The sequence below is a fragment of the Pseudophaeobacter sp. genome (assembly GCF_048267565.1).
Classification (GTDB): domain Bacteria; phylum Pseudomonadota; class Alphaproteobacteria; order Rhodobacterales; family Rhodobacteraceae; genus Pseudophaeobacter; species Pseudophaeobacter profundi.
In genome coordinates, this window is the sequence record NZ_JBLWXG010000001.1 from 1,177,211 (window position 1) to 1,203,654 (window position 26,444).

Here is a 26,444-nt window from a genome sequence, read left to right on the forward strand (position 1 = left end):
AGAGTTGAAGTGGCAATAGCGGACAAAGGGGCGAAACAGGCCTGGGGCAGTGTCACCCGGTCGGCGCTGTCTTGGCCGACCGGGTGGATGGTTTGGGCGGAATTACTTCCCGGCAAGACCCTGTGGTGTGTATTCCACACCATTGGACCCCTGGATCTGACGGATCACAGCCCACTGATCTTTGTAGGTGATCGGGATGAACTTGCTGACGCCTGCGAACTCATCGCCCAGCTTGGTGCCGGCAAAATCAAAGGTGAAGAAGGCTTCCTTGATCTTTTCAGCCAGCGCGGGGTCGAGGTTATGCGCCAGGTTGAAAGAGGTCGTTGGGAAGGGATCGCTTTCCCAGATCTTGCGTACATCTGCGGTGTCATAGAGACCGCGCTCGGCCATGCGGTCCACGACTTCCGACGCAACAGGTGCCGCATCGTAGTCGCCAGCAACCACGCCCAGCATCGACTGATCGTGCGAGCCGGAATAGACCACTTCATAATCCTTGTCGGGTTCGACACCCAGATCGGGGAACAGGGCACGTGGGGCCTGGTTGCCCGAGTTGGAGGTGGGCGAGGTATGCGCCACACGGCGGCCAGCCAGATCGGCGACGGTCTTGATGTCGCTATCGGCCTGGGTAAAGACCTGCAGCTTATAGCCGAACTGGCCGTCTTCAGCGCCCATGATGGCAAAGGGAACCGCGCCGGCAAGGTTCACGGCAAAGGGGGTCGGCCCGGTAGAGAAACCTGCAACATGCAGACGGCCAGAGCGCATGGCCTCAACCTCGGCAGAGTTGGACTGCACCGCAAAGAACTGCACGTCCTTGCCGGTGGTCTCTTCCAGATGGGTGATGAACGGCGCCCAGATATCGGCGTAAACCGCAGGGTCTTCAACCGGAGTGTAGGCAAAGACCAGGGTGTCCGGGTCGCTCAGCTTGGCGGGATCGGTGGGGGTATCCGCAACCAGATCGCCATTGGCATCGCAATACAGCACATCAAGCGCACCGCGGGTTTCACAGTCTTCGGCAGCTGCTGCGGCCATTGCGCTCACAGACAGGATGCCCAGCGCCGTTGCGGCACGGGTGATAAATTTCGTCATGGTGTCCTCCCTTAATACGCCGGGCCCGCCCTGCGACTAAGCAAGCGGGATTCAGCGCTGACGCCTCACGATAGAAGCGCGGCCACAGCAGAGGCGAGGCGTCTTCTGTTAATGGAACAGCCGAAACGGCGGTTTCATGTTAACAGTATTACAATCGTTGCCGGATGCTCTTAATATTTGGCTGGATTTACGGCACTCAGGTGAAAGCGCCCGTTTACTGCGGCACCAGAGGCGGCGCACCATCACAGGAACGCCGGCAACAACAAAGGAAACGCGCAATGCAGGCAGACAGAGCCGAGCCGCTGATTGCCATTGTCGATGACGACGCCAATGTGCGCGACACGCTGTCTGCCCTGATGCGCGAGAGCGGCTTTGATGCTGTCTGCTGCCCGGATATCCCCGCCTTTCTGGCGCTTGGTGATCCGCCGCAGGTGGATCTGGCGCTGATTGACCTGCGCCTGCGCGGTGAAAGCGGCCTGACCCTGGCGATCCATATCCGCGAACGCTATGAGATCCCGATTGTGATGCTGACCGGTGTTGGTGATGAGATCGACAAGATCATCGGGCTGGAGACCGGCGCCGACGACTATATGATAAAACCTTTCAACCCGCGCGAACTGGTTGCCCGCATCCGCGCCGTGCTGCGCCGCTATGGCCATGGGACCACCAGGCCCAGCGCCGCCCCCGATCAGGAAATCGCCTTTGGCACCATGCGTCTGGACGTGCAATCGCGCCGCCTGCTGGATCGCCAGGGCGAAGAAATCCCCCTGACCAATGCTGAATACCGCCTGCTGGAATATTTTGCCCAGAACCCCAACCGCATCATCCCACGGCCAGAATTGCTGGAAAAGCTGGGCTCTGACATGCAGCGCTATGTCGACCGCACCATTGATGTGCTGATCCTGCGCCTGCGCCGCAAGATCGAGGCGGTGCCTTCCAAGCCGGTGCATCTGCAGACCCGCCGTGCCCAGGGCTATATCTTCCAGCTCTCGCCGGTTTGATCCCATGATGCCCGCCTTCCCCCGTCTTAGCGTCCGCTTTCGCCTCTCTGCGGCGATTGCCGTGCTTTTTGGCCTGATCCTGCTGGTCAGCCTGATTGGCATCCGGGTGTTGAACCGCACGGAATTCTGGATGAACGTGCTGCATCAGGACACCCTGGCAGAGGTCTCTGATGCGCTGGATCTATCGCGGATCTCGGCCGATCTGGCAAGCTCGGCCCCGTTTCTCTACGCGCTGTTCCCGCCCTTCCAGCTGGAACAAGAAGCCCAAAACGTGTTGAAAAACCTGGAAAACATCGAAAAGTACGCGCGGGATGACCCGGAATTGGCCCTGCCCCTGGCGCGGCTGCGGCTGGCGATTGACGATCTGACCACGGCACTTGTGCCACAGACCGCGCGGAAGGCAGCACTCACCGCGATTGATCGCGATCTGGTGCGGCTGAACCAGCGCATCCGCCGCCTGGCCCGCGATGCAACCCGTCCACTGGCAGAACGCGAGGTCTGGGCCGGGCTGCAACAGATGGCCACCAGCGCCCTGGGCGCCGGGCGGGCAAGCGCCCTGATCGAACTGGGCGATTTCAATCGCCGCTACACCAAGGACCGCGGCTATATTGCGCCGCGCCTGAGAGCGCCACACCAGGTAACCTTTGATGAAATTCAGGATGTTATCCAGCGCAACGACAGCTTGTTTGCCCTGAAACATCGCGAAATCGCCGCCCGGCTTGATGCCGAAAACGCGTTGTTTCGCATCCGCCAAGAGACCAGCCGGATCACCCGTTTTGCCGAAGGCAAGGTCGCCCAGGCAGAGGCCCGCCTGTCACAGGCCCGCGCCGAGACCTCCGATAACCTCGGGATCGCCAAGAATACCTTTCTGGCCCTCACCCTGATGAGCCTGCTGGTGGCGGTGACCTCGTCGCTCTATGTCTCGCGCTATGTGGCGCGCAACCTGCACCGCATTGCCGATGCCATGCGCCGGTTGGCTGCTGGCAACCACAGTGCCGCCCTGCCGCGTGGCCCCAGCTCGGAAGATGAAATCGGCCAGCTGTTTGCAGCCTTTCGCGTCTTTCGTGAAAACGCCCGTAAGCTGGATCGGCGCACCAACCAGATCCGCCACCAGAACGCCCTGTTTTCAAGGGTGTTTCGTAATATCACAGATGGGGTGGCGATTGCCTCGGCGACGGGCTGGATTGAGGCGGAAAACGACAATCTGCGCCAATTGCTGCGGCTGGCACAGGCAGCCCCCGATGCGCAGGACCGGATGCAGGATCTGATCGCGCAGTCGTCCTTTGTGCGCCAGGCCAGCGCCGGAGAGCGCGGCGGCTTTGAGGAATATGTCGATCCCACCGGCAATGTGCTGGAGATGCGCCATTCCCCCCTGCCCGATGGTGGCGTGGTCTGGTTGCTGTCGGAAACCACCGAACGCAAGAAGGTCGAGGAACGGCTGGAAGAAATTCGCCGGATCGAAACTCTGGGCAAGGTTTCGGGTGAAATCGCGCATGATTTTGGCAATATCCTATCCAGCATTTCTGGTAACCTACACCTGCTGGAGGGGGCGGATTCGCAACAGGCGCGCCATTTCCGCACCCGCATCCGATCAGCTGTGGATCTGGGCGTGTCCCTGACGGAACGGTTGCTGGCCTTTGCCCGCAAGCAGCATCTGGAACCCCAGGTGACAGATATCGGCCTGCTGATCGACGGCATGGTTGATCTGTTGGAAATCGCCCTGCCCAGCACCGTGACCATCCAGCTAGAGCTTAGCAACAGCCCGGTTCTGGCCCGCATTGATCCGGGCCAGCTGGAAAGCGCGGTGCTCAACCTTTGCGTCAATGCCGGCCAGGCGATCAGCGGGGCTGGAACCATCAGCCTGCGAGTGGATGAAAACACCGACGGCGGTGCGCGGCTCACCATGCGCGACAGCGGTTCTGGCATGCCACCAGAGGTGCTGCGGCGCGCAACAGAACCGTTTTTCACCCATCGCGATGGCGGCAATGGCACCGGGCTTGGGCTGTCCATGGTGGATGGTTTTGTGCATCAATCCGGCGGTGAGCTGACCCTGACATCGCGCACGTCACCGCCCGAACAGGGCACCACCGTCACCCTGTGCTTTCCGCCCCTGATCGACGAAACCCCGCGCGCAGATCCGCTGCCAACACAGCGCAGCGCCCTAGTGGTGGATGACGATCAGGCCTATCTCGCCTCGACCGCCACCACCCTAGAGCGTCTCGGCTATCAGGTGCTCCGCGCGACCTCTTTTGCCGAGGGCACCGCCCAGCTGCGCCAACAGGATCAGCTGGATCTGATTATCAGTGATCTCAACCTCGACAGCGGTGCCTCGGGATGGGAGGTTTTGCAGCTTGGCCATCAGCTGTTTCCCGACTGCCAGCTGGCGCTGATGTCCACCCGCGAAACCAGCCGCACCCCCAAGGCCCTGGCGACTGCGCCGCACCTGACGCGGCTGACCAAACCTGTAAGCGACTCCCGGATGCGTGATCTTGTTGCTGCGCGCTAGGGTCAGGCGGCTGTTTCCAAGTCACAACACCCGCTAGATCAGTAGCAAAGAGCCCCCATTGCCGCGCTCGATGCCCTTATCTTTCTGGCGGGCTGCATTCGATCCCCCCAGAGAAAGTTGGTTTTCCCCGCCAGCCATATCTGCTAGAACGGCTGCGTTCACACAGTGTGAGCGCCGGTCGTAGCCAACCCGGCAAACAAAACATGGATCTGAAAAATGAAGACAATCGTTATCTGCTCAGGCGGTCTCGATTCGGTGTCTTTGGCGCATAAGGTTGCGGCAGAGCACGAATTGGCAGGCCTGATTTCCTTTGATTATGGCCAGCGCCACAGCAAGGAAACCGACTTTGCCGCGCTCTGCGCCAAACGTCTGGATGCCCCCTTTGACTTGATCGACATGCGCCATATCGGCGCCCATCTGTCTGGCTCGGCCCTGACCGACGATGTGGATGTTCCCGACGGACACTATGCCGAAGAAACCATGAAGGCCACCGTGGTGCCAAACCGCAATGCCATCATGCTGGCCATTGCCTTTGGCGTGGCGGCGGCCAAACAGGCCGATGCGGTGGCCACCGCCGTCCACGGGGGCGATCACTTTATCTACCCCGATTGCCGCCCGGATTTCACCGAGGCCTTTGAGGCGATGCAGGCCAAGGCGCTGGATGGCTATGCCGATGTCAAACTTTATACGCCGTTTGTGCATGTCCCCAAGTCGGCCATCGTCACCGAAGGCGCCCGGCACGGCACGCCCTTTGCTGAAACCTGGTCCTGCTACAAGGGCGGCAGCGATCACTGTGGGCGTTGCGGCACCTGTGTCGAGCGGCGCGAAGCCTTCCATATCGCCGGGATCACGGATCCCACCAGCTACAGCGACCCGGACTACTGGAAATCCGTGGTGGGGGCCGCTTGATGTATCGGATCACCAAAGAGTTCCACTTTTCCGCCAGCCACCAGCTTTGTGCCCTGCATCAGGACCACCCCTGCGCCCGCCTGCATGGGCACAACTATATTGCCGAGGTGGAATTGGCAGCACCAGAGCTGGATGCGCATGGCTTTGTTCTGGACTACCGCGAGCTGAAACCGCTGAAGACCTGGATCGACGATGCACTGGATCACCGCCATCTGAACGAGGTCTTTGATCACGACATGGTCACCTCGGAATATCTGGCCAAGGCGATCTTCGATTTCTGCCGGGCACGCTGGCCCCAAACCAGCGCTGTGCGGATCAGCGAGACCCCCAAAACCTGGGCCGAGTACCGCCCATGAAGCCCCTACGTATCGCAGAAATATTTGGCCCCACCATACAGGGGGAAGGCGCCGTCATCGGGGTTCCGACCGTCTTTGTGCGGGCCGGCGGATGTGACTATCGCTGTACCTGGTGCGACAGCCTGCACGCGGTGGACAGCAGATTCCGCCATGACTGGACAGCCATGACCCCATCAGAGGTTTTTGCGGCAGTAGAGCGCCTGTCCGGCGGGGTGCCGCTGGCCGTTTCTCTGTCCGGTGGCAACCCGGCAATTCAGGACTTTGCTCCGCTGATCGAACTGGGGCGGGCCAAGGGATACAGCTTTGTCATGGAAACCCAGGGGTCCATTGCCCAGGATTGGTTCAGCGCGCTGTCCACATTGATCCTAAGCCCCAAGCCGCCCTCTTCGGGTGAGACGGTCGACTGGGCTAGGTTCGACGCCTGCATCGCAGCTGCGCAACATCGGCAAACCGTGATGAAAATCGTGGTCTTTGACGAAACAGATTATGCCTGGGCACGCGGCGTCGCCGCAAAGTACCCCCACCTGCCGCTCTATCTGCAGCCGGGCAATCATACCCCTCCGCCCCCCGAGGCAGAAGATGCCGAAATCGACATGGACGGCATCATGGACCGCTACGAGTGGTTGATCGACAAAACTCTGGGGGATCGCTGGTATACCCCCACCATCCTGCCACAGCTGCACGTGCTCGTCTGGGGCAACAAACGCGGCGTCTGAAGGACTAGAACAATGGCTAACGAAGACATCTATGCAAATCTGACCCAGCTTGGTGGTAAAACCGAGCTGCCCAATTCGCCAGAAGAGGCGGTGCTGGAACGCGTTCCCAACCCGCAGGCGGGAACCGACTACGCGGTGCGTTTCACTGCGCCTGAATTTACCTCCCTCTGCCCAATGACCGGGCAACCGGATTTTGCCCATATCGTGCTGGACTACGTGCCCGGTGACTGGCTAGTGGAAAGCAAATCGCTGAAGCTCTTCCTTGGAGCCTTCCGCAATCATGGCGCCTTTCACGAAGACTGCACCGTCACCATTGGCAAGCGGCTCGTGGACTTGCTGAGCCCCAAGTGGCTGCGTGTCGGAGGCTACTGGTATCCGCGTGGTGGCATTCCCATTGATATTTTCTACCAGACGGGCGCGCAGCCTGCGACTGTCTGGATCCCGGATCAGGGCGTCCCAACCTATCGTGGACGCGGATGATTTCAGCCAAAGCAGCCATATTGCACAACTGACGCACCGACTGGGACAATGGAAAAGGCCACGCCGCTTGCTGCAACGCAGGCGGCGTGCATCTGCGCATCCTCTGCTTTCAGTCCAGGTCAAAAAGACCGATATTGCCACATGCGGTATGGCAACAGTTTCTTGCCCATCGCGTTGCACTGACCTAGGTATTCTTTTGCCACTGGTCTTTCGGAGTTCAGCAGAGCATTGTTCCCCTGAAATCAGTTGAGGTTTGAACACCAAGTGGACGAGAAGAGCGACATTGAGAGCATGATCTTGCAGGTGGGTCTTGGTGACCGTGCTGCATTTTCTGCGCTTTATGATGCAACCTCTGCGAAACTTTTTGGCGTGTGCCTACGTGTATTGAATAATAGGGCCGAAGCCGAAGACGCGCTCCAGAACGTATTTGTGAAAGTCTGGCAGAAGGCCCGACTTTATAGTGCGAACGGATATAGCCCGATGACCTGGCTGATTACATTGGCGCGGAATACGGCAATCGACAAGCTACGCACCCGGCGGGACGGCCATGTGGATATCGATGATGTCCACGATCTCTCTGACGGGGCGCCGACGCCCGAGGCAGAGGCTGTCGCCGCATCCGAGCGCAGGCAGTTGAATCAATGCCTGCAAGAGCTAGAGGCGGACAAATCAGAGGCTGTGCGTCGCGCTTATCTGGACGGTGACAGCTACCAGGACCTGGCGGCACGATACGAGGTGCCGCTTAATACAATGCGTACATGGCTGCGACGCAGCCTTCTGAAACTAAGGGAATGCCTGAGCCGATGAGCCCGGAAGAAGACCATAGCGACGATACCGCCCTTGCGGGCGAGTATGTGCTGCATCTTCTTGATGATGCCGAGCGCGCAGCGTTCGAGCAGCGTATGGCTGTTGAGCCGGCCCTGCGCGATCTGGTGCGCGATTGGGACGAACAGTTTTCCCTCATGACGCATGATATTGCTCCTGTCACGCCACCAGCCGCTGTAAAAGCCCGGCTGCACAGCTCGCTCTTCCCGGACAACACGGCGCGCCGCAGCCCCTGGTGGGGATGGCTGGTGGGCGGTGTCGTTGCTGCCGGCATTGGTATCGGCGCCATTCTGTTGGCACCCAACCTTATCCCTGATATCGGCCTAGACCCGACATACACGGCAAGTATTGCTGCTGAAGACGGCTCGCTTATTGTTACAGCGCATTTCATTGCCGAAACGAATACACTTCAGATCTCGCGCCAAACCGGGAACGCCCTGCCGGGACGCGTGCTGGAACTGTGGCTGATTGCGGACGGCGCGGATGCGCCCGTGTCACTGGGTGTTCTGCCCGAAGATCCCGAGGCACGTATCGAGCTGCCAAGCACCCTGGCGACGCAAATGGCCAAGGCAGTACTGGCCATCAGTGACGAACCAGCCGGCGGCTCGCCAACGGGTGCACCGACAGGTGCGGTGCTTGCCGTTGGACCTGTGGCAGACGCCTAAAAACCTGCCCCAAAACAGAGTTTCGAAAAAACTCAAAAAACTTTGAAACTTTCTCTCGGAACGTCCCGTGTCTCCTTCATCGCCGGCCCACAAAGGGCCAACGCAACGAAGGAGACTACCCATGACGATCAAGACATTCATTGCCTCTTCCACTGCTGCTCTGGCGCTTGGCACCGCTGCATTTGCTGACAACCCAACCGTTGGCGGCGCGCCGATGCTGGAAAACCGCAACATCATCGAAAATGCCGTGAACTCCCCCATCCACAAGACGCTTGTCGCCGCTGTGAAAGCCGCCGATCTGGTGGACACCTTGCAGGGCGCAGGCCCCTTCACGGTATTCGCCCCGGTTGACGATGCATTCGCGGCGCTGCCTGCGGGCACGGTCGAAACACTGCTGAAGCCCGAAAACAAGGGAATGCTGCAAAAGGTCCTGACGGCGCATGTTGTGGCCGGTGACTGGTCTGCCGCCGATATCGTTTCCGCAGCGCGCTCCAGCAGCGATGGGTTCTATCACTTCAACGCCGTATCCGGTGACGCGCTTTCGGCACAGGTGAAGGGCAGCAATGTCTACCTCATCGATGAAAACGGCAATGCCAGCAAAGTCATTGTTGCGGATGTCGATCAATCCAATGGCGTGATCCACGTCGTCAATAGCGTGCTTGTTCCCAAGTAATTCTGCGCAACCGTCCCCTCCCCCTCCGCGTTAGCGGAGGGGGCACGTCCACTTGTAGAGGAGACTTCCAAATGAAACGCCGTAAGTTTCTGACCGGGTTCATTGCTTTTGCCGGAACGCGTCTTTACGCGCAGGAAGCCCCCTTTGAGATCACCCGCACGCAGGCCGAGTGGCGCTCCATGCTGACAGATGTCGAATACGCAGTGATGCGCGAGGAAGAGACCGAGCCGCCCTATTCCAGCCAGCTTCATACCCTGACGCGCGCGGGAACATACCATTGCAAGGGCTGCGATCTGCCAATCTATTCGTCAAAGCACAAATACGACAGTGAAACCGGCTGGCCCAGCTTTTGGAAAAGCTTGCCCGAGGCTGTACGCACCAAGCCGGACAACAGCCTGTTTGCCACCCGCACCGAGGTCCATTGCAGGCGCTGCGGATCACATCTGGGCCATATCTTCGACGACGGACCGGACCCCACGGGCAAACGTCACTGTCTCAATGGTGTCAGCCTGACATTCAAACCCTGAAACAAATATGCGCAGTGCGCGTAGCGCTGCGCGGTCCCGAACAGGATTCATGAAAGGAAACCTCATGCTACGATCTACATCCCTCACCGCCGCCATCGCCCTGCTCGCCGCCCCCGCCTTTGCGGATGGCCATGCAGGTACCATGGGCTACATGCTCTCCGCCGATGGCACAGGCCTGACGATCATGGATAGCATCTCCACCCCCGAAAAGGCGCGCATGGTGGAGCTGTCCACGCCGCTCCGGTCCATCGCCTGGCGTCCTGTTACCGGTGACCTCATCGGCTATGCAGATGGTATGATAGTGACCATCGACACGGTTTCCGGTGAAACGATGGATCAGGGCGCAACCTTCATGGACGATGCCGTGATCGCGGACGGCGCGGTGGTTGCCTTCGATTTCAACAACAAGATCGACGCCGTGCGCGCCGTCTCTTCGATGGGGGATAACCTTGTCTACTTCCCAACCGACTTTGGCGATGACAAGGCCAATTCCGTTCGCCGCTTTACCGATCTGTTCTACGCAGAAGGCGACATGTTCGAAGGCGAGAAGCCTTTGATCTTTGCCAATGCCTACACCAACGCGATCAGCAGTGCGAAGGCCAGCGGTACGTTCCAATACGCCCTGGATGCGCGCACCAATGCGCTGGTGAGCCTGGCGAACAACGCAGGGACGCTTGAGACGGTCGGTCTTGTGACCATCGATGGAGAACCGGCCGATATCCTGCCCCTGGGCGGGTTCGACATTGTCTCGCCCAAAGAAGGCACCAATGCTGCCTATGCCGTACTTCAGATTGATGGACAGGGCAGCGCGGGACTTTATGCCATCGACTTGTTGACGGGTGCCGCAACACTTCTGTCGGACCTGGGAACCGCTGAGGTTTCCAGCTTCGCAGCCTCATCCGGGATGTGACCTACCAAGCATGAGTAATGAGTAACAGGCGGCGCTCTTTTGAGTGCCGCCTTTTTCAATTCATCCACGCAGTAGCAGCGTTTCACGCTTCGGGATGCGAAAACAAGGCGCATTCCGCAACACGTTTGACAGGCGGCCATGCTGATTTCGCAGATCAGTGGTTTCCTTTAGCACTGCGGCAACCTTACGGGACCGGCCCCGCAGTTTGCACGCCACAAGGACCATGCCTTTAATAGAATTCATAATCCTTGCGCATTTCCATACAGAGGGTTTCCCTATGGAGAAACCAATGACCGAAACAAGCTCAACAGAACGGACCACCCTTCCCGACAAAGACGGGATTATTGCGCTCTTTGCCAAACCCAAAGGGATCGAAGAGGCAATCGGTCTGATCGAAAAGGAAGTCCGCTCCGAGGTTCAGGACTACTCTCGCGCGCGCTCAGAAGGGGCGAATACAGTGGTCAACTTGAGGCAAAACCGCTGACAGTTGGAACATTCGCTGGAAAACATGTTCCAACAACTTTCCAACTTCAAACACCATTTCTTCTAAGTGATTGATTTAAATGGTGCCCCCACACGGACTCGAACCGCGGACCTACTGATTACAAATCAGTTGCTCTACCAGCTGAGCTATAGGGGCACTCTTACTGCAGGACCGCGTTTAGACCGGATCAGATCGGTGCTTCGCGGTTGCAGCGTCCTTCTACACCAACAGAAACTGTTTGCAAGACCCCCGAGGAAGAAAATGCGCGGAATTTCTGCGGCTGCTGCTTGGCCCCATATCGGGAGTGAGCGCGCCTACAAAGGGTGTGCCGCGCGCGCAATATTCCAAGGTGGACCCGGTGCCCCGATCCAGCTGGTTTGACCCAGGTCGGTTAGCAGAGTAAGCCTGACGCATCCAAGACGCCCGGAGACCCCACATGCAGGTCATTTTTCACTGCGGAGCACATGGCACCGAAGAGGATCGCCTGGTCAAGACATTGCAGCGCAACCAGGAACGGTTTCGCGCCCATGGGACGGCTGTGCCGGCGCCGGGGAAATATCGCTATCTGCTTAAGGACTGTATCGCCGCGCTGCAGGATGGCACTGCCGCGCCAGGATCACGCGATGTTTTGTGGGACGCTATTCTGGAGGAGGAAGAGGCCAGGCGTGTCCTGCTGTCGAATGCCCATTTCTTTGGTTCGCAACGGCAATCCATTGACGGCAGTCGCTTTTACCCCGAGGCCGAGGAGCGCCTGCGCTCACTGCAGCAGCTGTTTGCACAGGATCAGATTGAACTGTTCATCGGGTTGCGCAACCCCGCCACACTGCTGCCTGTTCTACTGGAAAACGCCCACCCGGATCGCAAGACGCAGGTGCTGCAGGCGCTAGATCCCTATGGCCTGCGCTGGTCTGATCTGCTGTATCGGCTGCGCCAGGCGGTGCCCGAGGTAAAGATCACCACCTGGTGCTTTGAGGACATGCCGCTTATCTGGGCCGAAATCATCCGCGACATGTCCGCAATACCTGCGGATGAACGCCTGAATGGTGGCATGGATCTGCTCGCGGCGATCATGGACCGCGAAGGCATGCGACGCCTGCGTCAATATCTGGCGCAGCATCCCGACCTGTCCCAGCCCCAGCGCCATCGCGTCTTTGCTGCCTTTCTGGACAAATACGTCGATGAAGACGCGCTGGTAGAGGAAATCGATCTGCCCGGCTGGAGCGAAACCCTGGTTGAGGAGGTGACTGCGCTATATGAAGCGGACATGGAGAGAGTTCGCGGCATTCCCGGTGTTACTCTGCTCACGCCCTGATGGCCCAGTCTGGCGGCCCTAGCGCGCGATGGGCTGGCCTGCGCGGTCAACGGTCAGGCTCTCTACCGTTTGGTCATCGTAAAACAGATCAATAGAAACCTGCTCGATCGATTGTAAAGGATAGCTTTTATAGGGCATCCCGTCTTCTTCCAGGATCGCATTGGGTGCGGGCTGGTCTTCGTGGCATGGCGGCAAGGGCCAGTTTTCAGGCGCCGCGCCATTGATGCTGATGCGGATCCCCGACAGCCCACAGCGCCAGGACCACAGATGCGTCACATAGAGCAGATCCTGCCCCTGAAATTCCCGTACAGAGATCCAGTTTGCCTTGGTTGCCGCCAGTATCGGTTTTACTTCGGCGGCAGTGGTAAAGGGCGCTGCCTGCGCCAGGGCTGGCACCATGCCCAGGACCAGGCAGATAGGTGCCGCAAATAAACCTCTCAACATTCTCAATCCCTCGCTGAAACTGATACAAACAAGTCGCGGACCGGCACCATGAGACGCCCCCCTTCGCAGAGTGGGTTTTGGCCAGGTCCAAGTTGCACTATAGAGCAAAAGACCCCCACTCCCCAACCGCGCACAGCATGCAGCAGACAGGAACAGCGATGGCGCAGCAATCTTTCAACGTCATGATCATCGGCCAGTCCGGCCGTTTGCAATATGAGGCACTGCTTTTTGCCGCCTCTCTGCGCCACAGCTGCCCTGATTTTTCGGGACGCCTGTTTGTCGCCGTGCCGCAGCCCGGCCCGCTCTGGCAGAAAGACCCCAGCCTGCGCAATGCGGCGGTGCTGGCGGCGCTGACCCGTCTGGATGTTGAATTGCTCCCGTTTGAGAGCAAGCTCTTTGGCGAAAGTTACCCCTATGGCAACAAGATCGAGGCCCTGCAGGCCATGCCCGAGGGAGAGCCCTTTGTCTTCTTTGACAGCGACACCCTGATCACCGGCGACCTGCAGGCAGTGCCGTTCGATTTTTGCCGCCCATCGGCGTCTTTGCGGCGCGAAGGCACCTGGCCCAAGCCAACCCTGTACGGGCCTGGCTATGATGCGATCTGGCGCGCCCTGTATCGGCGTTTTGATCTTGATATCGAACCAACGCTGGATCACAGCCAACCTGATGAATATTGGAAACGCTATCTCTATTTCAATGCCGGGTTCTTTTATGGTGCCTGCCCCCAGGCCTTTGGCGCAAGGTTTGCCAGCTACGCGCAGTCTATCCTGACTGATCCGCCCATCGAACTGGTTGGCCAGTCGCTGGATCCCTGGCTGGATCAGGTGGCTCTGCCACTGGTGATCCACTCCTTTGGTGGTGGGCGCGACACGCTGCCTGTGGGTTATCTTGATGGGGACACCAGCTGCCACTACCGCCTTTTCCCGCTGCTCTATGCCCGTGAAAGCGATGCGGTCATTGCGCTGCTCGAAGAGATCGCAGCGCCAAACTGGTTGAAAAAAGTGCTGAAAACCTATGAGCCGATCAAGCGGCTGGTCTATCAAAACCGGGGCGCAAGGGTGCGGGCCCTGTTTGATCAGGACAACCTGCCCCGGCGCGAACAGGCCATCCGCAACAAGATCAAATCTGCAGGGCACTGGCTGCGCTAAGGTCGGCTGCCCCGCAGCAGCCGCGCCATGCGGGTTTTACAGCAGCCATCGGGCACCCAGGCAGGGTCCTGGAACAATATTCTTCCTGTGGCAGCAAAAGACGCCGAAGCGTTCCAAACTGCAACGCCTGCGTTGTACTACGCGGCAAGCTGTCCTAGACATTCGCCAACAGTATTGATCAGGGAGAGACCAGAATGAGCGATGCACCAGCCTATGGCTTTGATACCTTGCAGATCCATGCAGGCGCCAAGCCCGACCCGGCAACCGGGGCCCGGCAGACACCAATCTACCAGACAACCGGCTATGTCTTTCGCGATGCCGATCATGCCGCTGCCCTGTTCAATCTGCAGGAAGTCGGCTTCATCTATTCCCGTCTGACCAACCCCACGGTTGCGGTGTTGCAAGAACGCCTGGCGACGCTTGAGGGCGGCGTTGGGGCGGTATGCTGCTCTTCTGGTCACGCAGCGCAGATCATGGCGCTATTCCCGTTGATGGCCCCAGGCTGCAATGTCATTGCCTCGACCCGTCTTTATGGCGGCACGGTTACCCAGTTCAGCCAAACAATCAAACGCTTTGGCTGGTCGGCCAAATTTGTTGATACCGATGATCTAGCCGCGGTTGCGGCGGCAATTGATGAAAACACCCGCGCGGTATTCTGCGAATCAATCGCCAACCCCGGCGGCTATGTCACCGATGTACGCGCCATTGCCGATGTGGCTGATGCCGCAGGTGTGCCGCTGATTGTCGACAACACCACCGCCACACCCTACCTGTGCAACCCCATTGCCCAGGGCGCGACCTTGGTGGTGCATTCAACCACCAAATATCTGACCGGCAATGGCACAGTGACCGGTGGCGCAGTGATCGACAGCGGAAAATTCGACTGGTCCGCCAGCGACAAATTTCCCTCGCTTTCCGCGCCAGAGCCCGCCTACCACGGACTGAAATTCCATGAGACCTTTGGAGGATTGGCCTTTACCTTCCATGGCATCGCCATCGGGCTGCGGGACCTGGGAATGACGATGAACCCACAGGCGGCACATTATACACTGATGGGCGTTGAAACCCTGTCGCTGCGGATGCAGCGCCACTGCGAGAACGCCATAACCGTTGCCAGCTGGCTGGAGCAGGACGACCGGGTCGACTATGTGACCTACGCCGGGCTGGAAAGCTCTCCCTACTATGAACGGGCGCAGAAGTGCTTCCCCAAGGGCACCAGCGGGCTGTTCACCTTTGCAGTGAAGGGCGGCTATGACGCCTGCATCAAACTGGTCGATTCACTGGAGATCTTCAGCCATGTGGCCAACCTTGGCGACACCCGGTCGCTGATCATCCACTCTGCCTCGACCACTCACCGCCAGCTTTCACCGGAACAGCAAGAGGCCGCTGGCGCGGGGGCCAATGTGGTGCGGATTTCCATCGGCCTGGAAGATTCCGCCGATCTGATCCGCGATCTGGACCAGGCCCTGACCAAAGCCTGCGGCTGACACTGCACAACAGCCATCACTGACAAGAAAAAGGCCGGGCAATTGCCCGGCCTTTTGATCACGAGAGCTTGTCGCGGTCATTCTATTTCGCATGTTTTAGGTGCGCAGAACCGGCAGCCGGTTCTGCGCTACTGCGCTACTTTGTTTCCGACACCTGCAGATCAAAGACCACATCGACATTATGGGTAAAGCTCAGCTCGCCCGCTTCGATTGGCATGGCTCCGCCGCGCGCCATTTCCATGGCCATCATCGGACGCCCACCACCGGGCTGACGATCGGTGATGCTGCGCACCGGGCCCAATGTCACCCCAGCCGCCTTGGCCAACTGTTCTGCTTTGGCCATGGCATCCGCAACCGCATCCGCGCGCAGCTGAACCTCCAGGCCCGCGTGATCCGCCACATCAAAGCGCAGCCCCTGGAACTGATTGGCCCCGGCCCGCAGAACCTGATCCAGCACCGTGCCCAGCTGATCCAGATCGCGCACCCGCAGGTTCAGGGTATTGGAGGCAGAAAACCCGGTGATCTTGCGTGGCTCCTCTGTGCCCTGCCCGCGCGGGTTGGACCAGACCGGATGCAAAGAAATCTGCTGTGTCTGCATATCCGTGGCCGCGATCCCCGCGTCACGCAGCGTCGCCACAACCGCCGCCATATCCTGCGTGACCGCCGCCATAGCCGCGCCTGCCTCGACGTCTTCTTTGCTCACGCCAAGAGTGATAACCGCCATATCCGGCGAGACCTCGACCTGCCCCTCTCCGGTGACCACAATATTGCGATCCACTGGGGTCTCCGCTCTCGCCACGCTGCCCAAGGACAAACCCAATGCCAGGGCGGTGATCAAAACTGTCTTTGTTTTCATTGTTAAAGCTCCTTTTTCTCCCGCCTAAGATGGGGGTGGCAGATCACCGCTGACAAGGGCTGGTTGTGCTCTTTTCCTTTCACTCGGCGGAGTCCTGCTTTATGGTCTGCCCTGACACAGCCTGAATGGACTCCTCGCGGTCCGGGCATTTAAGATTTGGATGGTTTGACCGCATTATGAAACCGGGGTTTGCTCTTTCTCTTTCCGCTGAGGGTATTGTTCTGCTGCATCGTGCCGCCGGGGGCTGGCGCAATGTGGGGTCTGTGCCGCTTGGCGGTGACACTATGACCGCCGATATTGCCGCCCTGCGCGCCAAGGGTGATGCGCTGGACAGCAATGGTCTGTGCAAGCTGATCATTCCAAATGAGCAGATCCGCTACCTGACCATTGAAACCGGGGTATCGGATCCCGCACGCCGCCGCGACGTGGCGCGTGCCGCGCTGGAAGGGGCTACGCCCTATGCCGTGTCCGACCTGGCCTTTGATCTGTCAGAAGACGGCAGCCAGACCCATATTGCCGCGGTGGCCCATGAAACCCTGGCAGAGGCCGAAAGCTTTGCGCTGGAAAACGGCTTTACGCCAGCCTCCTTTGTAGCGGTGCCCGGAGGGTCCGGCTTCCTCGGAGAGCCCTTCTTTGGTCCGGCCCCATCGCTGGGCGATCAAGAGATCGAGCCAGACGGCATTGCTGTGGTCGATGTCGGCCCCGCAAAACTGCCCCAGCCAGAGAATAAGGCGCCAAAGGTACCAGAGACAAAGGCCTCAAAACCACAAGAGCCACAAGGCAAAGACAGGCTTCGCGACGCCAAGACACCTGCGGCCAAGGCGATGCTGACCCTGCCCGAGGCACCGGCAGAACTGGACCCAGATGCCCCCGCTTCGGGATCTGGCCTTTCGGACACAGCCCCACAGGCAGACAGCGGTCCAATCGCCGGGTTCAGCACGCGTCGCCGTAAACCCACGGATGCGCCCAGCCGCCCCGATGCTGGTGCCGCCACGGCAAAAACAGCAAAGATCGCAGCCACGGTTGCAGCGCCGCATGTCAAACCGGCACCTGCCGCCACCGCCAATCCCAAGGGCGAAGCGGCAAAACCGGTTGGACCGGCCCGCGCCGCAAATGCCGCCGACAAGACCGGCAGCGGTGGAACACTTGATGCCGCAGCCCCCAACGCAAAAGTGGGCAGCAAATCCGCCCCTGCTGTTGCGCCGCCACGCCCCGCAGATGGGACAGGCACGGCAAAACCCGTACAGGCCAGCCGCAAGCCCCTGCAATCCCCGTCCGGTGACCGCGCCGCAACGCCCTCCCCCGCCATCAGCCCCGCCGCCGCGCAGGCGGCAAACAGCCTCGAATCTGAAGGCACCAAGGGTAAACCGCGGTATCTGGGGTTGATCCTGACCGCAGCGCTGTTGCTGACCATGGCCGCTATTGCCGCATTTGCGCTGTTCTCAGAGGGCGGATCTTTCTTTGCCTCTGAACGCACGCAATTGGAAGTGACTGAAGACGAACCGCCACTTCCCCCCGCAGCCGAGCGATCAGCCACCACCCCAGAGCCCGCCGCCAATATTGATCCCGCAGAGGCCGGTGTGCCCCAGCCCGCGGAAATCCCGCTCAGCGAAAACGAAACGGAACCTGTCAGCATCGCCCCACAGGTGAGCGCAATCCCAGACCAGCCCGACCCCGGCATTGTCGAGCAAGGCGCCCCAACACCGCAAGAGACAGAACCGCAACTGCACGCAAGCACGGGCCAGCCCGTGCTTGATACGTTCGAGGAGGAGAGCACGCCGCAGGACGACGCTGAGGCCGCAGAGGATCAGACGGACCGGGAAGCAGCGCGCAGCGCAGCCGCGCTCTATGCAGCGACAGGCATCTGGCAGCAGGTGCCCCAGATCACCCAGCCGCCTGCGCTGGTCACACTGGATGACATCTATGTTGCCTCTATCGACAACAGCAATCTGTCGCAGGATGCGATTGCCCTGCCCCTGTCCCCCGGATTGGAGCACGATACAGTGCCAAATGCGCTAAGCGATCCGGCAGCGGCGGGACGCGGGTTTGAGCTGGACAATCGCGGGTTGGTAACCGCCACCCCGGACGGCACGTTGAACCCAGATGGGGTGATGGTCTACCTGGGCCGCCCAGACGTGGTGCCGCCACCCACCCCCGCCCGCGCCGCGCTTGACGCAGCCGACACCGAGGCGGAAAATGCCCGCATCGCAACCCTGTCGCAAACCCGCCCCCGTCCCCGCCCGTCAGATCTGGTAGAACAGGCAGAGCGCGCGGTCCTGGGCGGGCTAAGCCGGGCAGAATTGGCCCGTGTCAGGCCACGCCCCCGCCCGGCCAGCCTGAAGACAGAAGAACAGGAAAATCAGCCCGTCAGCAGCCTGGCTGTGACATCGTCCACCGCGCCGCGCAGCAGGCCTGCCAACTTTGCCAATCTGGTAGACCGTGCCACACGGCAACGCGCCACTACTGCCGCAGCAAGCAGCGCCACGGCAGCATCAGCAGCCCCGCGCACGGTCTCGCCCAGCATCCCCAGCTCTGCTTCGGTGGCGCGCCAGGCCACGCTCACCAATGCCATCAACCTACGGCAGGTGAACCTGATCGGGATCTTCGGCAAGCCCTCTAACCGACAGGCCCTGATCCGGATGCCCAGTGGCCGCACCCGCCAGGTCAGCACCGGAGATCGCCTGGACGGGGGCACTGTCCTGGCCATTGGCGAAAACCAGCTTCAGTACCAAAAGAGAAGCAAAAACATCACGTTAGAACTTCCAGGCGACTGATACCCACACCCTGCCCGGCCACAGGCTGCACGGGCGGAAATGAAACGGAAAAAGCCGGGCCCCATGTAAGAGACCCGGCTTTTTGTTAGCCTGGTAAATTGTCTGGCTTATTCAGCAGCGTCCAGCTCTCCGTTGGCAATCTGTTCACGCTCGATTGATTCAAACAGCGCTTTGAAATTGCCCTCGCCAAAGCCATCGTCGCCCTTACGCTGGATGAATTCAAAGAAGATCGGCCCGATCACTGTCTTAGAGAAGATCTGCAACAGGATCTTGGTCTCGCCACCATCCACGACCCCTTCACCATCAATCAAGATGCCGTGTTTCTGCATCCTGTCCAGCGGCTCTTCATGGCCCACGACGCGGTCGTGGCTCAGCTCATAATAGGCGGCCGGGGGTGGCGGCATATAGGTGATACCGCGATCCGCGATTTCGTCGGTGGCACTGTAGATATCTTCGGCGCCAACCGCGATGTGCTGGATGCCCTCGCCTTTGTATTTCTTCAGATAGGCAACAATCTGGCCGGTCTCGCCACGGTCTTCGTTGATTGGAATGCGAATGCGGCCACAGGGCGAGGTCAGCGCGCGGCTCAGCAACCCGGTGAACTTGCCCTCGATGTCAAAGAAACGGATTTCCTTGAAGTTGAACAGATCGCCGTAGAACCGGAACCATTTGTCCATATTGCCCTTGTAAACATTGTGGGTGAGGTGATCGAGATAGTAGAAACCAACGCCACGTGGCTTGGATTGCTTGGTCCACTCGAATTCCTCGTTATAGGGCGAGGTTTCATAATACTGGTCGATGAAATAGATCAGCGAACCGCCAATACCCTTGATCGCGGGCACATCCATCGTCTTGTCGTCGCCTTCATAGGCTTCGGCACCTTTGGAAACCGCATGGTCAAAGGCCTTTTGCGCATCCACAACACGCCAGCCCATCGAGGGGGCACAGGGGCCATGCTCGGCTACGAACTTATCGGCAAAGCTGCCTTTTTCGGCGTTGAGGATATAGGTGATATCGCCCTGCTGCCACAGCTCTACCCCGGTTTTGGTCTTGTGATGGCCAACCTGTTCATAGCCCATCTTGGTGAAAAGATCGCGCAGCTCTTGCGGGTTAGGGCTGGCGAATTCAACAAATTCAAAACCGTCGGTACCGGCGGGGTTTTCTTCGCTGATGACTGTTTTTGGCGCGTTATGCGGAAATGGACCCATGGTGGTTTCCTCCAATTGTCGCGGGATGCGGGCTTAGGTGTCTGTTCCCCTTGATAATAGCGCACATGAGATGCTTGTTTTGCGCGTTCTTCATGCGATACCCCCTTCCATATGCGGAATATTCACGCAACAATGCGAAAAATTGGGAAAACACCGCATATGATTGACGCCACCGACACCAAGCTGCTCGCGGCATTGCAGAAAAATGCACATCTCACCGCGCAGGATCTGGGAGAGTTGCTGAACCTTTCCCCCAGCCAGGCAGGCCGACGACGCCAACGTCTAGAGGCCGAAGGCTATATCCAAGCCTATTGCGCCCGGCTGGATCCGGTCAAGATCGGCCTTACGGTGCAGGGGTTTGTGCATGTCAATCTGGGCAGCCACGGCCCGGAACAATCCGCCAGCTTCAGCCGCCTGGTCAGCACCCGTCCTGAAATAACGTCTGCCTGGACCATGACCGGCGAGGCCGATTACCTGCTGCGGGTCTATTGCCATGACCTGCAGGCGCTAAATCAGTTAATCCACGAGATTCTTTTGCCGCATCCCGCCGTGGCCCGCGTGCAAAGCCAGATCGTCATGGCGCAGCTAAAACGCGACGCGCCCCTGCCGACTTAACAGTAAATGAAGGTTTGCAATGTAGGAATCACACCTGAACGATATAGAAGTGGAACCCTCCCTTGTCCTTTGTAGACCGTCGCATCGAAGTTCGCCCCTCGACAGGCGCCGCCCCCTTCGCTCTGAACGAGGTATTCTTTTCCCGTACCGACGAGCGAGGCGTTATCCAAGCGGGTAACTACGTATTCAAACGTGTCGCCAATTACAGCTGGGAAGAGCTGATCGGCGCACCACATAAGATCATCCGCCACCCGGATATGCCAAAGGGTGTTTTCCAGCTGTTCTGGGATACCCTGAATGCCGGAGACAGCATTGGCGCCTACGTCAAGAACAAGGCCAAAGACGGACTGTATTACTGGGTTTTTGCAGTTGTCGTGCCCTGCAAGGGGGGCTACCTGTCGGCACGGATTTCTCCCTGCAGCACCCTGTTTGAGGAAGTCAAAGCCGCCTATAACGACATGCGCCAGGCAGAAGTCAACGAAGGTCTCAGCCCGGTAGACAGCGCCCAAAGGATGATGGATTGGATCCATAGCAAGGGGTTCGAAAACTATCACCAGTTTGCCACCCATGCACTGAGCGAAGAACTGCTGGCCCGGGATGCAGGGCTGGAGCGCCCCAGAGACGCCAAGATCTCTGATCTGCGCCGGATGATGGCCAATGCTGAAACCCTGGTCGAAGAGACCCAGGGCCTGGTCAAGGATTTCGACGCCATGCACACGATCCCGCATAACCTGCGGGTCATTGCCTCTCGTATCGAACCCTCGGGCGGCCCGGTCACTGTTCTGTCCCAGAACTATGGCGCGATGTCGCGCGAGATGTCGGATTGGTTTGCAGCCCATGTGATGGGAGAAAACAGCAATTTCAACGCCATCAAACTGGCCGTCACCAATAGCCTCTTTGTCGAAGGCATGGCCCGCATCCTGAATGAATGCAATGCGCAGCTTCAGACCGAACAACGGGGCCTGGGCAGTATCGATATGGACGCCGAACGCAGCAACCTAACCGATATGGTGCAAGCGGAAACAGATCGGGCCAGAAAAGGCGTGGAAGAGGTGGACCTTGAGGCAGACCGTATCATGCGCGCCTGTCAGGTCATGCATCGCCAGTTCCTGGGGCTGAGCTCAACCCGCGTCCTGTGTAAGATTGAAAGCGCACGCCTGCCGGAATCAGGCGAGACCCTTTCGGATATCATCGACCAGCTTGGGGTCTTCCAGGAACGGATTTCGCGCCGCCTCGACAATATTAGCAAGCTCAGCAATGAAATCCGCATGATGGATCAGTAACCCCCCCCAAAAAAACCGGCGATGCAGGGCAGCACAGGCGGCGGCGGGGAAACCTGGCCGCCGTTTCCCATTTGACCCTGGCCTCCCCCCTATTCGCTTGGCGGGGATGCGCCGGGCGGAGATTTGGCTTTACCGCCGGCCCGCTTAAACCGTTGCCAAGTCGCGGACCGCTTGCGATACCATTTGGTATGGACGCATTTCTATATCAAGCAACAATCTATCTCGCAGCTGCCGTCATTGCCGTGCCCCTCGCGGCGCGGCTAGGGCTGGGCTCTGTTCTGGGCTATCTGGCGGCCGGCATCATTATCGGACCAGTGCTGGGGCTTGTCGGGGCCGAAACCGAAGACCTGCAGCATTTTGCCGAATTTGGCGTTGTCATGATGCTGTTTCTGATCGGGCTAGAGCTTGATCCCCGCGCTCTGTGGGCGATGCGTCACAAATTGGTTGGGCTGGGCGGGCTACAGGTCCTGACCAGCACCCTGGCGCTGATGGCGGCCGCGCTGATGGCCGGGGAAACCTGGCAAGTCAGCCTGGCGATCGGACTGGCGCTGTCGCTGTCCTCTACCGCGATTGTGCTGCAAACCCTGTCGGAAAAGGGGTTGATGCAAACCGGTGGTGGTCGGGCCTCTTTCTCGGTGCTGCTGACTCAGGATATTGCCGTCATTCCCATTCTCGCCTTTCTGCCCCTGTTGGCTGTGAATGGCGGGCTACAACTTGGTGAAAACGGAACGATTGAACGCGGCCTTGAAGGCGCGGCAAAGAGCGCTGCGGGCCATGACAGCCTGTCACTTGTTGCCGGGCTGCCCGGCTGGGCCGTGACGTTGACAACCCTCGGGGTGATCGGGGCTGTGGTGCTGGCTGGCATCTATCTGACCCAACCGGTATTCCGCTTCATCCATGCCAGCAAGCTGCGCGAAATGTATACCGCGCTGGCGCTGCTTATCGTGGTTGGGATCTCCTTCCTGATGACCCTGGTGGGCCTGTCCCCGGCGCTTGGCGCCTTTCTGGCCGGGGTGGTTCTGGCCAACTCTGAATTCCGCCACGAGCTGGAAAGCGATCTTACCCCCTTCAAGGGGCTGTTGCTGGGCCTGTTTTTCATCACCGTCGGGGCCGGCATCAACTACAAGCTGTTTCTGGCCAACCCTGGCGATCTGCTGGGGCTGGCATTGCTCGTAATTGTGGCCAAGGGGGCCATTTTATATTTCATTGGCCGGGCCTTTGGTCTGAAACAGCGCAATCACTGGCTGTTCACGCTCAGCTTGGCGCAGGCAGGCGAATTTGGTTTTGTGCTGCTGGCCTTTTCCCGCCAGCAAAATGTGATTCCCGCACCGCTGGCGGAAAAGCTGTTGCTGGTCATTGCGCTCTCGATGCTGATCACGCCGCTGCTGTTCATTCTCTATGATCTGCTGTCCCATTTCGTAAAGGATCAGCGGGTCGAACATGAACCGGATGAAATTGACGAACAGGGGCCGGTAATCATTGCCGGCATTGGCCGCTTTGGCCAGATCGTCAACCGGCTGGTCCGGGCAAGCGGGTTCAAGACCGTATTGCTGGACAATGACATGCGGGCGGTACAGCTGATGCGCCGCTTCGGATTCAAGAGCTTCCTAGGCGATCCAACCCGCCCGGAACTGCTCAAGGCTGCCGGGATTGCCAAGGCGCATGTGCTGGTGGTGGCGCTGGATGACATCGAAAGAAGCGTCAAGCTGGTCAGCTATGTACGGCGCACCTACCCGGACCTGCATATCATCGCCCGCGCCTATGATCGCAACCATGTCTTTGCGCTCTACCAGGCGGGTGCGGATGATATCGTGCGTGAAATGTTCGACAGCTCACTGCGGGCCGGGCGCTATGTTCTGGAAAAAATCGGGCTGAGCGAATACGAAGCCGCACAGGCAGAACAGACCTTTTACGCCCATGACCGCAAAAGCCTGCGCGAGCTGGCAAGTTTCTGGCGGGCCGACATCCCCACCAGCGAAAACCAGGCCTATATCGAACGCGCCCGCGAAATGGAAAAGGATCTGGAAATCGCCCTGCAGGACCTGGCCGAGAAAAAGGATAAGGGCTAGCACATCTTGCGCAAAAGTGGCCGCTGGTCTTGCACCGCTAAAACATGCGGCATCACCTAAGCGGAGCAGGTTGCGAGATTACAAATGAACGCGACGCACCCAAGAGGCTGCGCCTGCGGTCTTTGAAAGGCAAAAGCCCAAGGCCTGCGCCGTGGGCTTTTGCCGATCGCGCAAAACCTCTTGGGCTAGCCTGCGGCGACACCCGCCTCAGCAAAGGTCGCCATGCCGCTGTGGCACGCAATGGCCCCTTTCAGCACCTGGATTGCCAGCGCCGCGCCAGAGCCTTCACCAAGGCGTAGGCCCAAGGACAGCAGTGGGGCCTTGCCAAGCTGCTTCAGCAGGGCAGGATGCGCGCTTTCGGCGCTTTCATGGCCTGCCACCGCATGGTCCAGCGCACCTGGATCGGTGCGCAGCAGGCAGGCCGCTGCGGCGCAACAGATAAAGCCATCCAGGATCACCGGAATATGCAAGACACGCGCAGCGGCAATCGCCCCCGCCATGGCGGCGATTTCGCGCCCGCCCAGGCATCCCAACGCATCCAGCCCATCGCGGATCGCAGCCTGGTGCAGCGCCACACCTTCAGCGACAACCCGGCTCTTGTTGGCAAGCCCGGCATCGTCGACACCGGTGCCCCGGCCAGTCCAGTCTGCCGCGTCACCGCCAAACAACGCAAGGGCCAGCGCGGCCGCAGAGGTGGTATTGCCGATACCCATCTCGCCTACGACCAGCAAATCAGCCTCCCGGTCAACGGCGTTCCAGCCCGCCTGCAAGGCGGCCAGCAGATCAGCCTCGGGCAGGGCTGGACCCGTGGTGAAATCCTGCACCGGGGTATCCAGCTCCAGCGCATGAACATCCATGCGCGCCCCGGCCAGTTTGGCAAGCTGGTTGATTGCCGCGCCGCCCTGTTCAAAGTTGAGCACCATCTGGGCGGTCACCTCGGCCGGGAAGGCAGAAACGCCCTGCGCCGTCACCCCGTGATTGCCTGCAAAGACAATGACCTGCGGCGATGTGATCGCTGGCCGGTCCGTCCCGCGCCAGCCGCCATACCAGATCGCCAGATCCTCTAGCCGTCCCAGCGCGCCGGGAGGTTTGGTCAGCTGGCCATTACGCTGGCCAGCCGCATCAAGCGCCATCTGGTCTGCACCGCTGGCCTGTGCCAACTGGCGGCGCATGTCATCAAGGGAAGAAAGTGTTGGCAGCATTGACTAAAGCCTCGTTGCATCTGAACCGCAGGTGCGGGTAAATCTGGTTCGTCCTGTTTAGCGGCTTATCGCGGCTTCACAAGTCCTGCATGAGGCCCGCAAATGAGAAAAAACGACACATCTCTGGTGGATATCCCCCTGGCGCTGGTGCTACTGACCCGGTTGCCGCTGCCGCGCCTGAACGCAGCCAGCTTTCATCGGCAGGCGCGCGCCACATGGGCCTTTGCGCTGGCCGGGGTGGCCGTTACCCTGCCCGCCTGCCTGCTGGCACTACTGGCCCTGGCGCTTGGCCTGCCAGCCCCCCTTGCCGCCGGGATCTTGCTGGTGGTTCAGGTACTGTTGAGCGGCGCGATGCACGAAGACGGACTGGCGGATTGCGCCGATGGGTTCTGGGGAGGGTTTGATCCTGCCCGTCGGCTTGAGATCATGAAGGACAGCCAGATCGGCAGCTACGGCGTTCTGGCGCTGGTGCTCTCGCTTGGGCTGCGCTGGCAGGCCATTGCGCTGCTGATCGAACTGGAGCAGATCTGGAGCCTGCTGGCCCTGGCAGCCCTGAGCCGGGCCGCGATGCCCGTTGTGATGCTTTGGCTTCCCAATGCCCGCCAGTCGGGCCTTTCGCAAAGCCTCGGGCGGCCACCCCGGCGGGCCGTCGGCCTTGGCGTTTGCCTTGCCGTTGCACTGGCGCTGCCATTGCTGGGGGCGCATATTCTGGCCGTTCTCGCCATGCTCGTGCTTACCTGTCTGGGACTGGGGGCTTTGGCACAGCATAAGATCGGTGGCCAGACCGGCGATGTACTGGGCGCCTGTCAACAACTCTGTGAAGTTGCGGGAGTGCTTACCCTCGTCGCCATCTACAGCTGATCTGCGACCACAAAAAGGCCCGCAGCCAATAAGACTGCGGGCCTCTT

General features: G+C 59.7%; 25 protein-coding genes and 1 tRNA gene. 20 read left to right on the forward strand and 6 right to left on the reverse strand.

Going from position 1 to position 26,444, the window contains the following annotated elements; translation table 11 throughout:
* Window positions 1-102: 102 nt before the first annotated feature.
* On the reverse strand, window positions 103-1,086 hold the full coding sequence (gene phnD / locus ACN0VH_RS05525) for a phosphate/phosphite/phosphonate ABC transporter substrate-binding protein (RefSeq protein ID WP_417699829.1): 984 nt from the start codon (window positions 1,084-1,086) through the stop codon (window positions 103-105).
* Between the two features lie 278 nt (window positions 1,087-1,364).
* Between phnD and ACN0VH_RS05530 the strand changes: the two genes are divergently transcribed.
* The 12 genes from ACN0VH_RS05530 to ACN0VH_RS05585 all read left to right on the forward strand — a co-directional run bounded on the left by ACN0VH_RS05530 (window position 1,365) and on the right by ACN0VH_RS05585 (window position 11,138).
* Window positions 1,365-2,087, forward strand: coding sequence for a response regulator (locus tag ACN0VH_RS05530; RefSeq protein ID WP_417699830.1), 723 nt, complete (start codon window positions 1,365-1,367; stop codon window positions 2,085-2,087).
* Window positions 2,088-2,094: 7 nt separating this feature from the next.
* Window positions 2,095-4,593, forward strand: coding sequence for an ATP-binding protein (locus ACN0VH_RS05535; RefSeq protein ID WP_417699832.1), 2,499 nt, complete (start codon window positions 2,095-2,097; stop codon window positions 4,591-4,593).
* A 216-nt stretch (window positions 4,594-4,809) separates the two neighbouring features.
* Window positions 4,810-5,502: a 7-cyano-7-deazaguanine synthase QueC gene (queC, locus tag ACN0VH_RS05540; protein ID WP_278921135.1), complete on the forward strand. Its 693-nt coding sequence runs from the start codon at window positions 4,810-4,812 to the stop codon at window positions 5,500-5,502.
* Window positions 5,502-5,858, forward strand: coding sequence for a 6-pyruvoyl trahydropterin synthase family protein (locus ACN0VH_RS05545; RefSeq protein WP_278921136.1), 357 nt, complete (start codon window positions 5,502-5,504; stop codon window positions 5,856-5,858). The genes queC and ACN0VH_RS05545 overlap by 1 nt, the downstream gene beginning before the upstream one ends.
* Entirely contained in the window at window positions 5,855-6,574 is a 720-nt protein-coding gene (queE, locus tag ACN0VH_RS05550; RefSeq protein ID WP_417699834.1) for a 7-carboxy-7-deazaguanine synthase QueE, read from the forward strand. Before ACN0VH_RS05545 ends, queE begins: the two co-directional genes overlap by 4 nt.
* A gap of 12 nt (window positions 6,575-6,586) precedes the next feature.
* Window positions 6,587-7,054, forward strand: a complete 468-nt coding sequence (queF, locus tag ACN0VH_RS05555; protein ID WP_278921138.1) for a preQ(1) synthase — start codon at window positions 6,587-6,589, stop codon at window positions 7,052-7,054.
* 291 nt (window positions 7,055-7,345) lie between these two features.
* A complete protein-coding gene (locus ACN0VH_RS05560; RefSeq protein WP_278921448.1) occupies window positions 7,346-7,861 on the forward strand; it encodes a sigma-70 family RNA polymerase sigma factor in 516 nt (171 codons plus the stop codon).
* Entirely contained in the window at window positions 7,858-8,544 is a 687-nt protein-coding gene (locus tag ACN0VH_RS05565; protein WP_417699836.1) for an anti-sigma factor, read from the forward strand. Before ACN0VH_RS05560 ends, ACN0VH_RS05565 begins: the two co-directional genes overlap by 4 nt.
* Before the next feature lie 121 nt (window positions 8,545-8,665).
* A complete protein-coding gene (locus ACN0VH_RS05570; protein ID WP_417699837.1) occupies window positions 8,666-9,217 on the forward strand; it encodes a fasciclin domain-containing protein in 552 nt (183 codons plus the stop codon).
* Between the two features lie 71 nt (window positions 9,218-9,288).
* Window positions 9,289-9,744 (forward strand): peptide-methionine (R)-S-oxide reductase MsrB, encoded by a 456-nt coding sequence (gene msrB, locus ACN0VH_RS05575; RefSeq protein ID WP_417699838.1) that lies wholly within the window; start codon window positions 9,289-9,291, stop codon window positions 9,742-9,744.
* 64 nt (window positions 9,745-9,808) lie between these two features.
* Window positions 9,809-10,654 carry a DUF4394 domain-containing protein gene (locus ACN0VH_RS05580; protein WP_417699839.1) on the forward strand — a complete coding sequence of 282 codons (846 nt, stop codon included), beginning with the start codon at window positions 9,809-9,811 and terminating at the stop codon, window positions 10,652-10,654.
* Between the two features lie 289 nt (window positions 10,655-10,943).
* Complete coding sequence (locus ACN0VH_RS05585) at window positions 10,944-11,138, forward strand: hypothetical protein (RefSeq protein WP_417699840.1); 195 nt, start codon at window positions 10,944-10,946, stop codon at window positions 11,136-11,138.
* A gap of 80 nt (window positions 11,139-11,218) precedes the next feature.
* Here ACN0VH_RS05585 and ACN0VH_RS05590 read toward each other — a convergent pair.
* Window positions 11,219-11,294, reverse strand: a tRNA-Thr gene (locus ACN0VH_RS05590).
* A gap of 280 nt (window positions 11,295-11,574) precedes the next feature.
* Between ACN0VH_RS05590 and ACN0VH_RS05595 the strand changes: the two genes are divergently transcribed.
* Window positions 11,575-12,450 (forward strand): hypothetical protein, encoded by an 876-nt coding sequence (locus tag ACN0VH_RS05595; protein ID WP_278921142.1) that lies wholly within the window; start codon window positions 11,575-11,577, stop codon window positions 12,448-12,450.
* A gap of 18 nt (window positions 12,451-12,468) precedes the next feature.
* Here ACN0VH_RS05595 and ACN0VH_RS05600 read toward each other — a convergent pair whose 3' ends face one another.
* Complete coding sequence (locus ACN0VH_RS05600; RefSeq protein WP_278921143.1) at window positions 12,469-12,894, reverse strand: hypothetical protein; 426 nt, start codon at window positions 12,892-12,894, stop codon at window positions 12,469-12,471.
* A gap of 158 nt (window positions 12,895-13,052) precedes the next feature.
* Between ACN0VH_RS05600 and ACN0VH_RS05605 the strand changes: the two genes are divergently transcribed.
* Both ACN0VH_RS05605 and ACN0VH_RS05610 read left to right on the forward strand, forming a co-directional pair.
* Window positions 13,053-14,042 carry a GT-B fold glycosyltransferase domain-containing protein gene (locus ACN0VH_RS05605; RefSeq protein WP_417699841.1) on the forward strand — a complete coding sequence of 330 codons (990 nt, stop codon included), beginning with the start codon at window positions 13,053-13,055 and terminating at the stop codon, window positions 14,040-14,042.
* A gap of 194 nt (window positions 14,043-14,236) precedes the next feature.
* A complete protein-coding gene (locus tag ACN0VH_RS05610; protein WP_278921145.1) occupies window positions 14,237-15,529 on the forward strand; it encodes an O-acetylhomoserine aminocarboxypropyltransferase/cysteine synthase family protein in 1,293 nt (430 codons plus the stop codon).
* 136 nt (window positions 15,530-15,665) lie between these two features.
* Here ACN0VH_RS05610 and ACN0VH_RS05615 read toward each other — a convergent pair whose 3' ends face one another.
* Window positions 15,666-16,385 (reverse strand): SIMPL domain-containing protein, encoded by a 720-nt coding sequence (locus ACN0VH_RS05615; protein ID WP_278921146.1) that lies wholly within the window; start codon window positions 16,383-16,385, stop codon window positions 15,666-15,668.
* Window positions 16,386-16,561: 176 nt separating this feature from the next.
* Here ACN0VH_RS05615 and ACN0VH_RS05620 point away from each other — a divergent pair, with 176 nt between their 5' ends.
* A complete protein-coding gene (locus tag ACN0VH_RS05620) occupies window positions 16,562-19,159 on the forward strand; it encodes a hypothetical protein (RefSeq protein ID WP_417699842.1) in 2,598 nt (865 codons plus the stop codon).
* Between the two features lie 107 nt (window positions 19,160-19,266).
* Here ACN0VH_RS05620 and hppD read toward each other — a convergent pair whose 3' ends face one another.
* Entirely contained in the window at window positions 19,267-20,367 is a 1,101-nt protein-coding gene (hppD, locus tag ACN0VH_RS05625; protein ID WP_278921148.1) for a 4-hydroxyphenylpyruvate dioxygenase, read from the reverse strand.
* Window positions 20,368-20,526: 159 nt separating this feature from the next.
* Between hppD and ACN0VH_RS05630 the strand changes: the two genes are divergently transcribed.
* The 3 genes from ACN0VH_RS05630 (at window position 20,527) to ACN0VH_RS05640 (ending at window position 24,334) form a co-directional block, all read left to right on the forward strand.
* Window positions 20,527-20,982, forward strand: coding sequence for an Lrp/AsnC family transcriptional regulator (locus ACN0VH_RS05630; protein WP_278921149.1), 456 nt, complete (start codon window positions 20,527-20,529; stop codon window positions 20,980-20,982).
* A gap of 62 nt (window positions 20,983-21,044) precedes the next feature.
* On the forward strand, window positions 21,045-22,265 hold the full coding sequence (locus ACN0VH_RS05635) for a PAS domain-containing protein (protein ID WP_417699843.1): 1,221 nt from the start codon (window positions 21,045-21,047) through the stop codon (window positions 22,263-22,265).
* A gap of 188 nt (window positions 22,266-22,453) precedes the next feature.
* Window positions 22,454-24,334, forward strand: coding sequence for a monovalent cation:proton antiporter-2 (CPA2) family protein (locus ACN0VH_RS05640; protein ID WP_417699844.1), 1,881 nt, complete (start codon window positions 22,454-22,456; stop codon window positions 24,332-24,334).
* A 185-nt stretch (window positions 24,335-24,519) separates the two neighbouring features.
* On the opposite strand, the gene cobT is transcribed toward ACN0VH_RS05640, so the two are convergent.
* Window positions 24,520-25,536 carry a nicotinate-nucleotide--dimethylbenzimidazole phosphoribosyltransferase gene (cobT, locus tag ACN0VH_RS05645; protein ID WP_278921152.1) on the reverse strand — a complete coding sequence of 339 codons (1,017 nt, stop codon included), beginning with the start codon at window positions 25,534-25,536 and terminating at the stop codon, window positions 24,520-24,522.
* Between the two features lie 102 nt (window positions 25,537-25,638).
* On the opposite strand from cobT, the gene cobS reads away from it, so the two are divergent.
* Entirely contained in the window at window positions 25,639-26,397 is a 759-nt protein-coding gene (gene cobS / locus ACN0VH_RS05650) for an adenosylcobinamide-GDP ribazoletransferase (RefSeq protein WP_278921153.1), read from the forward strand.
* Window positions 26,398-26,444: the final 47 nt, after the last annotated feature.